Here is a 12,534-nt window from a genome sequence, read left to right as displayed (position 1 = left end):
CTCGATCGAGGCGAATTTTCGCCATCGACCGAGTAGCGTCGAGCCATGCCGACGGAGGTCCGCAACAACACCGCACTGGAACGCTTCGAGATCACGATCGACGGCGAGGTCGCGGGCTATATCGAATACCAGGACACCGCCGGTGAACGCGCGTTCGTCCACACCGAGATCGACCTACGTTTCGACGGGCGGGGGTACGCCGGCGACTTGGTCGAAGCCGCCCTGCATGCCACCGCCGCCGAAGGGCTCGGCGCGCTACCGATGTGCCCGGTGGTCGGGCGCTTCATCGAGACCCGGCCGCAGTACCTCACGATGGTCCCGCACTGGGCCCGCGACCGGCTCGGCCTGCCCCAATAGCGTCGCCCCGCGACACCTGACCCCGGCGCGCTCGGCAGACAGCGCCCGCATCGGTCGTTGGGACGGAACCGCCGGCCCCCGGGCCGAAACGCGTCTGCTGTCCGGGCAGTCCACTCGTGGACCTAAGTAGCCGACGCGCCCGCTCAATACGCGGCGACCGCACCATCCAGTGCCCGCTGCAGGTCCGCACGAGCGACCCGGGTGATCTCCGCCGGGCGCTCCGGGAGTTCGGTGCGCGGTAGCCCGAAATGGAAGCTCGCTGATTTCGCCTCCTCCTTGGTCGGTTCGGCGGCGGGGTCGGCGCGGGGGCCGTAGCTGAGGCCCAGCGAAAGCAGGGCGGGCCGGACGCCCAGCTTGGCGGTGCGGAACGCGATATGCCCGATGCCGGTGCCGATCGGCTGCACCTGCGCCGGGTCCACGTCGTTGCAGGTGCCCTCCGGGAAGACCGCCAGGCTGTCGCCCTCGGCCAGGCGTTCGGCGCAGATATCCATCATCCGCTGCCCGGCCGCGTTCACCGCGCGCAAACCGTGATCGGTGCCGCGGAACACCGGGATCCCGCCCATCATGTCGATCCGGCGGCGCAGTTTCTCCTCCTCGAACAGTTCGTCCTTGGCCAGCACCCGGGTGCGGCCGATGATCGGCCGCAGTTCGCTGCGCCACGCGGCCGCGGCCAGCGTGTAGGGGTCGAGCCGGGAGAGGTGGTTGACCGCGATCAGCAGTGGGGTGCGGGCCCGGATCAGCTCCCGTATCGCGGCCCGGGCGCCGTCGGCGTAGCTCACCCGCGGCCGGTAACGCCTGCCGAGCAGGGCATAGGCCCCCATCGCCTGGATCCGGTTCTGCCGGTGCGCACGGTAGAAGTCGTACACGTCGTCACTGTTGCCGAGAAGCACCTCTGGGGCTCGCATACGGCTGACTCTACGAGCACGAGCGCGTCAGGGCCGGAGGAGGAAGCGAAGTGTAACCACGGAGGCCCCGGGCTCGTGCTCCATGGAAATTGCGCACGAGCGCGTCAGGGCCGGAGGAGGAAGCGAAGTGTAACCACGGAGGCCCCGGGCTCGTGCTCCATGGAAATTGCGCACGAGCGCGTCAGGGCCGGAGGAGGAAGCGAAGTGAACGAGTGATCAGAGGGGCGCGATCGGGCAATAACTGCGATGATGGCCTGGTGGCGCAGGCAGATGACCCCGATGATCGCAAGACCCGGGGCGGCCGCGGTGGCGGGCACGAACCCGACCCTGGTCGTCGTGGTTACCGGCAGGGTGAACAGGTCGTGCGGGCCGGTACGCTGCTGGTTTCCTCGACCGACCTGGCCGAGCCCACCTTCCGCCGTACGGTCGTCTACATCATCGAGCACAACGATGCCGGGACGCTGGGTGTGGTGCTGAACCGGCCCAGCGAAACCGCGGTGCACGACGTACTACCGCAGTGGAACGAGGTGTGCGCGCAGCCGCGCACTCTGTTCGTGGGCGGCCCGGTCAAACGCGACGCCGCGCTGTGTCTGGGGACGGTGCGGGTGGGTGCGTCGATCGACGGTGTGCCCGGCGTGCGTCGCGTCGACGGCCGGGTGGTGCTGGTGGATCTGGACGCCGATCCGGAGCGGATCGGGCAGCTGGTCGAGGGGGTCCGGATCTTCGCCGGCTACGCGGGCTGGACCTTCGGCCAGCTGGACAGCGAATTGGACAACGACGACTGGATCGTGGTGTCGGCGCTGCCCAGCGATCCGATCACCAGCCGCCGCTCCGATATGTGGGCCGAGGTGCTGCGCCGGCAACCGCTGCCGCTGTCGCTACTGGCCACCCACCCGATCGAGGTCGAGCGCAACTAGGACGCCTCCGGCGGGAGCGCTACCGGTGGAAGGTCAGATATCGAGTTCTTCCACCGGGGGCCGGTCGGCGATATCGGCGATCCGCCGGTACAGCTCGCCGGGCATCTTGTCCTTCAGTTCCGCCAGGGTATCGGTGACGGTGAGCTGATAATCGCCCCAATCGTGTTCGATACCGAGCATCCGCCGCCAGTTCTTCAGATCGCGCAGCCAATTCTGCGATTCGGGGTAGTCCGACCAGTTCGAATATTGCGCGTGCAGCGCGAATTTGCCTTTGCGCCCGCGGAATACGCGCAGATGTTCCATCCGCTCGTCGTTGACATCGCGGTGCTCGCCGAGCAGTGAACCCTGGAATCGCACCTGCCGGACGCCGTTGTGCCCGACTCGCAACACCACCTCGTCGAACCCCTCGAGCCTGCCTTCTTCGAGTTCGATGAACCGCCGCAACGCGGTGACCACCGCGCCGGACAGATTGCCGCCGACGAGTTCCTGCGCACGCTGGAACAGGGGCAGATCGTCGTCTGCGACGTAGATCGTCTTGTTCGGCATACCAGCCACTATACGTAGAAGTATACGTATAAACAAGGGTGGTTCGAGTGATTCCCCTGAAAGGGGCCTTCACCAGCGTGAACCCGCCGCCCAAGCCGGCCGCGCGACCATCCGATTCGACGGGCGCGCCGAACCTCACCCTAACCGGGTGATCCCCTACCGGGGCCCCGGCCTGGTTTCCTGGACCCCGCAGCACGGTGGCCGGGCCAGGCCACCGCGGCACGGCGGTGCCGGCTCCGGCCGCCCGTGCGCAACACCGCCAGACCAGAGCAATCGACCTCCACGAACCCCGGCGAACCCGGGGCGGCACGCCGCGAAAGGCGGAACCATGAAACACGTAGTCGTCGGCGGTACCGGACGTATCGGATCACAGGTGGTGCAGAAGCTGACCGAGGCCGGGCACGAAGCCGTTCCCGCCGCACCGTCCACCGGTGTCGACCTCGTCACCGGCGAGGGCCTGGACGAAGCGCTCGAGGGCGCGGAGGTGGTGACCAATCTCGCGAACTCCCCGGCCTTCGACGAATCGTCGCTGGATTTCTTCGACGCCGCCATGAACAACCTGCTCGCCGCGGGCGAGCGCGCCGGGGTGAAGCACCAGATCGTCCTCTCCATCGTCGGGGTGGATCAGGTTCCGCAACTGGACTACTACCGGGCCAAGACGCTCCAGGAGCAGTTGCTGCGCCGGGGCCCCACGCCGTTCTCCATCGTGCGGGCCACGCAATTCTTCGAATTCATGGATTCGGTCCTGTCCTGGACCGCCGAAGGCGATACCGTCCGCCTGCCCAGTACCCCCCTGCAACCCATGGCGGCCGCCGATGTCGCGGACGCGGTGGTGGAGGTCGCCATCCGCACCCCGCTGCAACGGATCCGCAATATCGCCGGTCCCGAGGTGTTCGGGCTCGACGATCTCGGCCGGATCACCCTGGCGGCGCGGCACGACGACCGGATGGTCGTCACCGACGACACGGCCGGAATGTTCGCGGCCGTCAACGGCGATGTCCTGACCGCGGGACCGGACGCGCACCTGGCGGGAACGCACTACCGGGATTGGCTGCGCGACCACGCCGGCGCGGCGGCGGGTTAGGTTCCGCCACCTCCGCTCTCTCGTCGTGCGCGGAACTGCGGGCGGTCCGGGGAGCTGCTCCGTAGCCGCTCACCGCGGCCGGCGGAGCCGCAGCAATCCGGACAGCCGGTTCGCGGCGGGCGGTGGCTGCGGCGGCCACGGCACCTCGTGATCGCGGGCGAACCCGAGCGCGTCGGCCGCGGTACCGCCTTTGGGGCGGCCGCGCGCCCAGGCGATATAGAGCGCGGTGAACTCGGGCCCGGTGGCCTGCGCGAGCGCGGGATAGTGCGCGGCCGTCTCCCGGGCCCGTTTGCGCAGGATCGCGTCGGCGGCGGTGCGTACGGCATCCGGATCGAAGCCGCACGGTACCGGCTCGCCCGCGACCAGTGCGCGGACCAGGGCGGCCTGCCGCTCGGCCAGGCCGGGCGCCGGATCGGTCATCGCAGGACCGCCCGTGCCGTGGCGGTGATCGGGGCGCGGGCGGCGGCATTGCTGATCGCGTCGAGTTCGTCGAGCAGTTCGTCGTCCGGCGGATAGTCGCCGTCGCGTTCCAGCATCAGCGGAACAGGGTGGTCGCGGACGAATTCGGCGACGAGTTCCAGTACCTGCGCGGGAATGGGGTGGCGGTGGGTGTCGTGGTATCGACCCTCGGATTCCGCGCCTCCGGCGATATGGCAGTAGGCGATTCGCTCGGTGGGCAGGCGGCGCAGTTCGGCGAGCGGGTCGCGGCCCCGATTACGCGCGTTGGCATAGACGTTCGCGATATCGAGCAGCAGATACACCCCGGTGCGCTCGACGATCTCGGTGAGGAATTCCGACTCGGTCATCTCGTTGTCGGGCCATTCGAACAACGCGGCGATATTCTCGACCGCCAGCGGAACACCGATTCCGTCCTGGGTCCGGGTGATATTCGCGACGAGCACGGCGAGGGCCTCGGCGGTACGCGGCACCGGCAGCAGATGCCCGGCCTCCAGGCCGCCGGCCCGGACGAAAGCGATATGTTCGCTCACCAGCGGCGCCGCGAGCGTTTCGGCGCACCGGGCCAATCGTTCGACGCGCCCCCGGTCCACCGGTTCGGCACCGCCGAGCGATAGCGAGACACCGTGCGGTACCACGAGGGTGCCGCTGTCGCGCAGCGCGGCGAGTTCGCGCGGGACCACGACCGTAGGCGCCGCCGGTGCACCGGTGACCGGCAGCGATTCCACGACGACCTCGCAGAAATCGAGCCCGTCCAGCTGCGCGATAAGCCCGCAGATCGGCGGGCGCCAGCCGATCCCGAGGGCGAATTCGGGGAGGGGGCCGGTCACCGGTCAGCCACCGCATCCACCACAGCCGCCGCACCCCCCGCCGCCACCACCGCCACCGTCTCCTCCGCCGTCGCCTCCACTGCCACCGTCACCGCCACTGCCGGGTTCGGCGGCGTACCCCGACATCGCGGCGTTCAGTTCGGGGTCGATGAGCACCAGCGCCTGCACCCCGAACAAGGCGACGGCCAGCCCGGCGGCCGCGGGACCGTAGGACGGGTACGCCGGGACGGCCGAGGGGCGCAGGTGGAAGTTCCCCATGGTGGCCTCGTGCAGCGCGGCCTTGCCGCGCGGGGTGACCCGAACCGGGCGCACCACCAGCGCCCAGGCCAGTCCCAGCAGTATCAGCACGAGCACCAGGAAGATCACCGGATTACCGCCGATCAGTCCGGCGATCAACCGGGCCACGCCGAAGAGTCCGGCCACCACGATCGGCAGCGCCGCTTCCCGCAACTCCTTCGAGTAACGCGGGCCGGCCAGGTATCCGCGTTCGATCAGGGAATTGCGGAGCCGGTCCAGATCCGGACGCATCCGGCGGGTCACCTCGGTGATGCTCTGCTGCGATTTGCCGAGGTGCCCCGATACGGCGACGGTGAAGGGGTCGAGCGCGACCGCGGCCCTCGTGCCGCTGGTCTGCCCCTGGGCGTCGATCAGCTCATGACCACGTAGCAGCGCCACCGAAGCCATCACCGCCCGGTGATCGCTGGTGAGCAACCCGAGTTCGGGCGCGGTGAGTTCCTCCGCCGGCGCGTCGGTGGGCGCGCTGACGATGCGGTACCGCAACCAGAACGCCACCGCCACGGCGAAAATCGCGATCGGTATGTACAACTGCAGGAAACCGGTGCTGGAGATACCCCAGGTCTCACCCGCTGCCAGCGCGGACTCCGCCGACCATTGAACCGCGCGCATATCGACCTCCGGCTCTTGCACGATGTTGGAACCAGTATCCGGATGAAATCCCGGCCACGCCACGACAGTTCGATGGCAGATCCGTGAACCACCGATGGCAGTTCGGGTGTAGTCGCTGATCAGCCACCTCGAGCGCAGTGCCGTGCAGGCCACCCGATGCGCCCCACCCCGCGAGCCGACCGCCGTCCCGAGGGATCGGCCGATGCACGATTTGCGCGGTGTAGTGATAGCGACGCCGCCGTTTCGGTGCCGATTCACGGCACTGTCTTACCGAGTGGCGCCCCGTCCGGTGCATAGGGTCGGTGTCCATGGAAGCTGACCGTTGGAGATCGACTGCACTGTTGCGCCGCCTCCCGCGGCGCGGGGCGAACGCCCCGGAGGACAACCACCCATCCCCGCGTACCCGTGGCCGGGTCGCGACCCACCGGCCGGACGCCGATCGCTCCGGAACCAGGAACCCGCGCAGACGGTTCGCCCCCGGCGGCCGCGGAAACCGGTCGTGCGGCCGGGGCGGCGCGATCCGCTTTCTGCTCAGGAAGGCCGCGGCGGGCGGCGCGCTGATGTGCGCGGCGGGTTTCGGCGCCTTCCCCGCGGCGACCGCCGACCCCACCGGACCCGATGTCTCGTCCTGGCAGCACGACAGCGGGCGCCCCATCGACTGGTTCGCGGTGCGCGGCGCCGGGCACCGGTTCGCCATGGTGAAGGCCACCGAGGGGCTGAACTACGTCAACCCGTACTTCGTCCAGGACAGCTTGCACATGCGCGTCGCCGGGATGGCGCGCGGCACCTACCACTACGCGCGCCCGGAACTCCCGCCGGAACCGCAGGCGGCGCTGTACGCCGCGGTCGTGCTCGGCCAGAACGGCCCGCTGGATCTGCCGCCGGTCCTGGATATCGAGCACTCCGGCGGACTCCCCCCGGCCGCATTGATCGACTGGACCCACCGCTACCTCAATACTGTGGAGGCACTGACCGGCCGTATCCCGATCGTCTACACCTATCCGACCTTCTGGAAAACGGCGATGGCCGACAGCGACCGGTTCCACCGCTACCCGCTGTGGATCGCCGACTACCGCGACCGCCCGCAACCGGAGGTCCCCGGCCGCTGGCCGGCGTGGACGTTCTGGCAGCAGACCGATTCCGGATCCATCCCCGGCATCCACGGCCCCACCGATGTGAACGTCTACAGCGGCGCCCAAGGCGATTTCAACCGCTTCGCCCGGATGGGCGGCCTCACCGGGAGCGGGTAGGGACGTACGGCCGGGCCCCGGCCACGACGGTCCGGATGCCGCCGGGTCCGCGAGGAAACCCGGCGGATTCCGGCCCGGGCCGACGGGACCGGGCCGGAATCCAGGGGACGGATCGTTACTCGACGCCGATCCGGCCGCCCCCGGCCTTCCAGACCGCGACCACCGCGGGTCGCGGCTGCGAGGTGCCGCCGTCGGGCCAGTGCGACGCCGGGTTCTCCACCGAGGCGTCGTCGGTTTCACCGGGATGCTGGACGCACACCACGACCCGTTCCTCGGTGATCACCGGACCGCAGGTTTCGCCGCCCGCGGGGACGGAGAGGAACTGTTTGGTCTCGCCGCGGCGGTCGCCGTCGAGCACCACCGCGAAAAGTCCGTCGTTGGCGTCGAGCGCGTTGCCGTCGGTGCTGATCCACAGGTTGCCGTACGGGTCGAACGCCAGGTTGTCCGGGCAGGAGATCGGGCTGACCTTTGTCTTGTCGTAGCCGGCGAAGTAGGTGTCGGCGGCCGCCGGGTCACCGCACACCAGCAGCAGCGACCAGGTGAATTCGGTGCCCGCGTGATCGTCGGTGATCTCCAGGACCTGGCCGTTCTTGTTCTCGTTACGGGGATTCGCCTCGTCGGCGGCGGCCTTGCCGTCGGTGCCGCGTTTGCTGTTGTTGGTCAGCGCCACGTACACCTTGCCGGTCTTCGGGTTGGCTTCGAAGTCCTCGGGGCGGTCCATCTTGGTGGCGCCCACCTTGTCACCGGCGAGGCGGGTGAACACCGCGACCTCCTCCGCCGACATACCCTCGACCAGCGATTCGCCGCGGCCGTCCTCGGCGGTGCGCAGGATCGGGATCCACTGGCCTTTTCCGGTGAAGCCCTGATCCGAGGGGACGGTGCCCGAGCCGTCGATCCGGTCGGGGTGGTCGCCGGTGAGTTTCGCGACGTAGAGGGTGCCGGCGTCGAGGATGGTCAGGTTGTGGCGGCGGCTGGCGGCGCCGGTGCCGGGTTCGATCTTGCGCGCGGAGACGAACTTGTACATGTAATCGAAGCGTTCGTCGTCGCCGCTGTAGGCGACCACGGTGCCGTCTTCGGTGACGTGGATATTCGCGGCCTCGTGCTTGAACCGGCCGAGCGCCGTGTGCTTGACCGGCGTGGACTGCGGATCCCACGGATCCACCTCGACCACCCAGCCGAACCGGTTGGCTTCGTTGGGTTCGGCGGCCACGTCGAAACGCTTGTCGAACTTCTCCCAGAAGTGCGGGGAATCGGATTCGCCGATCCCGTAGCGGTCCAGGCGTTCGGCGGTCACCGGGTCGGCGGATTTGCCGATGAAGTAGGCGTTGAAGTTCTCCTCACCGGAAAGCACGGTGCCCCAGGGAGTCACCCCGCCGGAGCAGTTGTTGATCGTGCCCAGAACCTTGGTGCCGGTGGGATCGGCGGTGGTTTTCAGCAGCGCGCTCCCGGCGGCGGGGCCGGTGACCTTGAACTCCGTGGTGGCGGTGATACGCCGGTTGTACTTACCGAAAACCGGCTTCAGCCGCCCGGTGCCGGATTCGCCGTGCACCTCGACCACCGTCAGGCCGTGCGCGGCCATGGCGATATCGACCTGTTCCTTGGTGATGGCCTCGGGCTTGTACCCCGGGAACATGAACACCTCGGTGGTGTATTCGTGGTTCACCACCAGCAGGTACTTACCGGCCTGACCCTCGATCGGCAGCAGGCCGGCGAAATCGTTGTTGTAGCCGAACTGTTTCGCCTGCGCGGCCGGGGTCTGCGCGTAGAAATCGAATTCGGGCGCGTCCTCGAACAGCGGATCACCCCAGCGGATCACCACTTCCTGCTCGTAGCCGTCCGGGATGACGACCGCGTCCTCGGTGTTGGGCGCGACCGGAGTGAACCCGGTGCCCATCCCCTGGCCGCTCGCGGAGTTGCCGGCGCCGGCATCGTCACCGCAGGCCGCGAGCGTGCCGGCGGCGCCGATCGCGACCACGGCGGCCGCGCCGCCCTGCAATACCCGGCGCCGGGAGATCCCGGCCACGATATCCCCGAAGTAGGTGTTCGACGAGGTGTTGGGCACCTCGTGGAAGCAGGCATTACCGCATTTGTACTGGCAGGTCACGCGGGATCGCGAACCGGCCGGTTCGTGGGCGGCGAAGAGCGCAAGAGGTTTCACAGTGACTCCTGTTCCGGGCTGAACGCCCGCACGCTAGCCGACCCAGGCAAGTCCGAGGAGTCGCACAGATTAACTACCGGCCAACACGGTTGCCCGGGAATTGCCCGAGCACCGTGCCGGCCGGTGGAGATCACGAGACGATATTGACCAGCCGGCCCGGCACCACGATCAGTTTGCGCGGCGCTTTGCCGTCCAGCAGCGCGGCGATCTTCTCGTCGGCCAGCGCGGCCGCCTCGATCGCCGCCTGATCGGCCTCCGGATCCACCTGGATCCGGCTGCGGACCTTCCCGTTGACCTGGATCGGATACTCGACGGTCTCCGCGGTCAGCAGCGCCGGATCGGCCACCGGGAACGGGCCGTGCGCCAGCGAATGGCTGTGGCCCAGGCGTTCCCACAGTTCCTCGGCCATATGCGGGGCCAGCGGGGCCAGCATCAGCACCACCGGCTCCACCGCCGAACGCGGGGCGCCCTTCGGATAAGCCTTGGTCAGGTGGTTGGTCAGTTCGATCAGTTTGGCGCCCGCGGTGTTGTCCCGCATGGCCGCCAGATCCTCGTCGACCCCGGCGATCGTGCGGTGCAGCAACCGCAGCGTCTCATCGGCGGGGTTGTCCTCGGTGACCCGGGTGGCCCCGGTCTCCTCGTCCACCACCAGCCGCCACACCCGCTGCAGGAACCGGTGCGCGCCGATGACGTCCTTGGTGGCCCACGGCCGGGACGTGTCCAGCGGGCCCATCGACATCTCGTAGAAGCGGAACGTATCGGCCCCGTACAGATCGCAGATCTCGTCGGGCGCGATGGCGTTCTTCAGCGATTTGCCGATCTTGCCGTATTCCTGGTTCACCTCGATCTCGGTGCCGGTCGCGTCGGTCCAGTAGAACTTGCCGTCGCGTTCGGTCACCTCCGCCGCGGGCACGTACGCGCCGCGGGCGTCGGTGTAGGCGAAAGCCTGGATATAGCCCTGGTTGAACAGGCGCCGGTACGGTTCACTACCGCTCACCTCGCCCAGGTCGAACAGCACCTTCTGCCAGAACCGGGCGTACAGCAGATGCAGTACGGCGTGCTCCACACCGCCGACATACAGGTCCACGCCACCCGGATCGGCCGCACCGTGCTCGGCCGCGCGCGGGCCCAGCCAGTAGTTCTCGTTCTCCTTCGCGCAGAACTCCGCGGAATTGGTGGGGTCGGCGTAGCGCAGCTGATACCAGGAGCTGCCCGCCCAGTTGGGCATGACATTGGTATCGCGTCGGTACTTTCGCGGGCCGTCACCCAGGTCCAGTTCCACCTCCACCCAGTCGGTGGCCTTGGCCAGCGGCGGGGAGGGTTCGGAATCGGCGTCGTCCGGATCGAAGGTGACCGGGGCGAAATCGTCCAGTTCGGGCAGCCGCACCGGCAGCATCGATTCCGGCAGGGCGTGCGGGGCGCCGGACTCGTCGTAGACGATCGGGAACGGTTCACCCCAGTACCGTTGCCGCGCGAACAACCAGTCGCGCAGTTTGTACTGCACGGTGCCCGCGCCGCGGCCGTCGGCCTCCAGCCGCGCGATCACGGTGGCCTTCGCGTCGGCGATGTTCAAGCCGTTCAGGTAATCGGAATTGATCGCAGGACCGTCACCGGTGAAGGCCTCGCCGTCGAAGCCCTCGGGCGGTTCGACGGTCCGGATGATCGGCAGGCCGAACGCGGTCGCGAAATCCCAGTCGCGCTGGTCCTGGCCCGGGACGGCCATGATCGCGCCGGTGCCGTAGCCGCTGAGCACATAGTCGGCGATGAACACCGGGATCTGCGCGCCGTTCACCGGGTTGGTGGCATAGGCGCCCAGGAAGACACCGGTCTTGTCCTTGTTCTCCTGCCGCTCCAGATCCGATTTCGCCGCGATGGCCTTGCGGTAGGCCGCGACCGCCTCGGCCGGGGTCGCGCTGCCGCCGGTCCAGCGGGCATCGGTATCTGCGGGCCAGGCGGCCGTGGTCAGCGCGTCGACCATCTCGTGTTCCGGGGCCAGCACCAGGTAGGTCGCGCCGAACAGGGTGTCGGGCCGGGTGGTGAAAACCTCCACGTCACCGGCCGGGGTCGCGAACTCGACCCGGGCGCCGCGCGAACGCCCGATCCAGTTGCGCTGCATGGCCTTGACGTTCTCCGGCCAGTCCACATGGTCCAGATCGTCGATCAGCCGGTCGGCGTAGGCGGTGATCCGCATCATCCACTGCCACAAGCGCTTACGGAACACCGGGAAGTTGCCGCGTTCGCTGCGCCCGTCGGCGGTGACCTCCTCGTTGGACAGCACGGTGCCCAGGCCCGGGCACCAGTTGACCATCGAATCGGTCTGGTACACGAGCCGGTACGAGTCGATCAGCGTCCGCCGTTCGGCGGTGGACATGCTCGCCCAATCCTTGCCCTCGGGCACCGCCCGGGCGCCGGTGGCGAACTGCCGTTCCAGTTCCTCGATCGGGCGGGCCCGGCCGGCCTCCTGGTCGTACCAGGCGTTGTAGATACGCAGGAAGATCCACTGCGTCCACTTGTAGTACTCGGGGTCGGTGGTGGCGAACGACCGCCGCCGGTCGTGCCCCAGGCCCAGCCGGTCCAGCTGGTGCTGCATGGTCGCGATATTGGCTTCGGTGGTATCGCGCGGATGCGCGCCGGTCTGCACGGCGTACTGCTCGGCGGGCAAGCCGAAGGCGTCGTACCCCAGCGCGTGCAGCACATTGCGGCCGTGCATCCGGTGGTACCGCGCGAACACGTCGGTGGCGATATAACCCAGCGGATGCCCGACGTGCAGACCCGCGCCCGACGGGTACGGGAACATGTCCTGCACGAACAGCTTGTCCGCCGGCACCTCCCCCGCCAGCGGGCCCACCGGGTTCGGGGCATGGAAGGTGCCGCGCTCGGCCCAGCGCTCCTGCCACCGGCGCTCGATCTCCCCGGCGAGCGCGGCGGTGTACCGGTGGGCGGGCGTATCGTCGGCCCGGCCCGGGGCGCCGGTGTCTACCGAGCTCTGCCCGGCGGTCTCGGTTGCGCGGGAGTCCTGCACGGTCCTGCCTTCTCTAGCTGCTGATGGGGAGAAATCCGTCGTCGAACAGCCTAAGTCGTGCCCCCTGACAAGCCCAAAAAGGAGCACGCGAATTTCACTGCGG

Annotated in this window: 11 protein-coding genes; 4 read left to right on the top strand and 7 right to left on the bottom strand. The window is 68.6% G+C overall.

Translation table 11 applies throughout. The features are described from left to right. Positions 1–45: 45 nt before the first annotated feature. Positions 46–357: a GNAT family N-acetyltransferase gene (locus ACQEVO_RS31515; protein WP_432920059.1), complete on the top strand. Its 312-nt coding sequence runs from the start codon at positions 46–48 to the stop codon at positions 355–357. A gap of 143 nt (positions 358–500) precedes the next feature. On the opposite strand, the gene ACQEVO_RS31510 is transcribed toward ACQEVO_RS31515, so the two are convergent. Continuing rightward, positions 501–1,262: a lysophospholipid acyltransferase family protein gene (locus tag ACQEVO_RS31510; RefSeq protein WP_432920058.1), complete on the bottom strand. Its 762-nt coding sequence runs from the start codon at positions 1,260–1,262 to the stop codon at positions 501–503. A gap of 257 nt (positions 1,263–1,519) precedes the next feature. On the opposite strand from ACQEVO_RS31510, the gene ACQEVO_RS31505 reads away from it, so the two are divergent. Beyond that, positions 1,520–2,179, top strand: a complete 660-nt coding sequence (locus tag ACQEVO_RS31505; RefSeq protein ID WP_432920057.1) for a YqgE/AlgH family protein — start codon at positions 1,520–1,522, stop codon at positions 2,177–2,179. A 33-nt stretch (positions 2,180–2,212) separates the two neighbouring features. Here ACQEVO_RS31505 and ACQEVO_RS31500 read toward each other — a convergent pair whose 3' ends face one another. Next, complete coding sequence (locus ACQEVO_RS31500) at positions 2,213–2,725, bottom strand: EXLDI protein (protein ID WP_432920056.1); 513 nt, start codon at positions 2,723–2,725, stop codon at positions 2,213–2,215. 328 nt (positions 2,726–3,053) lie between these two features. Here ACQEVO_RS31500 and ACQEVO_RS31495 point away from each other — a divergent pair, with 328 nt between their 5' ends. Beyond that, positions 3,054–3,809: an SDR family oxidoreductase gene (locus ACQEVO_RS31495; protein ID WP_432920055.1), complete on the top strand. Its 756-nt coding sequence runs from the start codon at positions 3,054–3,056 to the stop codon at positions 3,807–3,809. Between the two features lie 69 nt (positions 3,810–3,878). Here the strand turns inward: ACQEVO_RS31495 and ACQEVO_RS31490 are convergent, their stop codons facing one another. Genes ACQEVO_RS31490 through ACQEVO_RS31480 form a run of 3 tightly spaced genes read right to left on the bottom strand, consistent with a single transcriptional unit; the run spans position 3,879 to position 6,001 of the window. Beyond that, positions 3,879–4,229, bottom strand: a complete 351-nt coding sequence (locus ACQEVO_RS31490) for a hypothetical protein (protein ID WP_432920054.1) — start codon at positions 4,227–4,229, stop codon at positions 3,879–3,881. Further along, positions 4,226–5,095: a DUF692 domain-containing protein gene (locus ACQEVO_RS31485; RefSeq protein WP_432920053.1), complete on the bottom strand. Its 870-nt coding sequence runs from the start codon at positions 5,093–5,095 to the stop codon at positions 4,226–4,228. Before ACQEVO_RS31485 ends, ACQEVO_RS31490 begins: the two co-directional genes overlap by 4 nt. A gap of 3 nt (positions 5,096–5,098) precedes the next feature. Continuing rightward, the gene (locus tag ACQEVO_RS31480; protein ID WP_432920052.1) at positions 5,099–6,001 is read right to left on the bottom strand and encodes a TIGR04222 domain-containing membrane protein; all 903 of its coding nucleotides are present in this window, start codon (positions 5,999–6,001) and stop codon (positions 5,099–5,101) included. 560 nt (positions 6,002–6,561) lie between these two features. Between ACQEVO_RS31480 and ACQEVO_RS31475 the strand changes: the two genes are divergently transcribed. Continuing rightward, positions 6,562–7,251, top strand: coding sequence for a glycoside hydrolase family 25 protein (locus ACQEVO_RS31475; RefSeq protein ID WP_432923212.1), 690 nt, complete (start codon positions 6,562–6,564; stop codon positions 7,249–7,251). A gap of 115 nt (positions 7,252–7,366) precedes the next feature. On the opposite strand, the gene ACQEVO_RS31470 is transcribed toward ACQEVO_RS31475, so the two are convergent. Further along, positions 7,367–9,409, bottom strand: a complete 2,043-nt coding sequence (locus ACQEVO_RS31470; protein WP_432920051.1) for a PhoX family protein — start codon at positions 9,407–9,409, stop codon at positions 7,367–7,369. A 130-nt stretch (positions 9,410–9,539) separates the two neighbouring features. Next, complete coding sequence (leuS, locus tag ACQEVO_RS31465; protein ID WP_432920050.1) at positions 9,540–12,431, bottom strand: leucine--tRNA ligase; 2,892 nt, start codon at positions 12,429–12,431, stop codon at positions 9,540–9,542. Positions 12,432–12,534: the final 103 nt, after the last annotated feature.

This window comes from Nocardia sp. CA-290969, assembly GCF_050936135.1.
In the GTDB taxonomy this organism is placed as follows: domain Bacteria; phylum Actinomycetota; class Actinomycetes; order Mycobacteriales; family Mycobacteriaceae; genus Nocardia.
The sequence above is the reverse complement of the archived record's forward strand: the minus strand, read 5'-3'. Positions and strand labels throughout refer to the sequence as shown.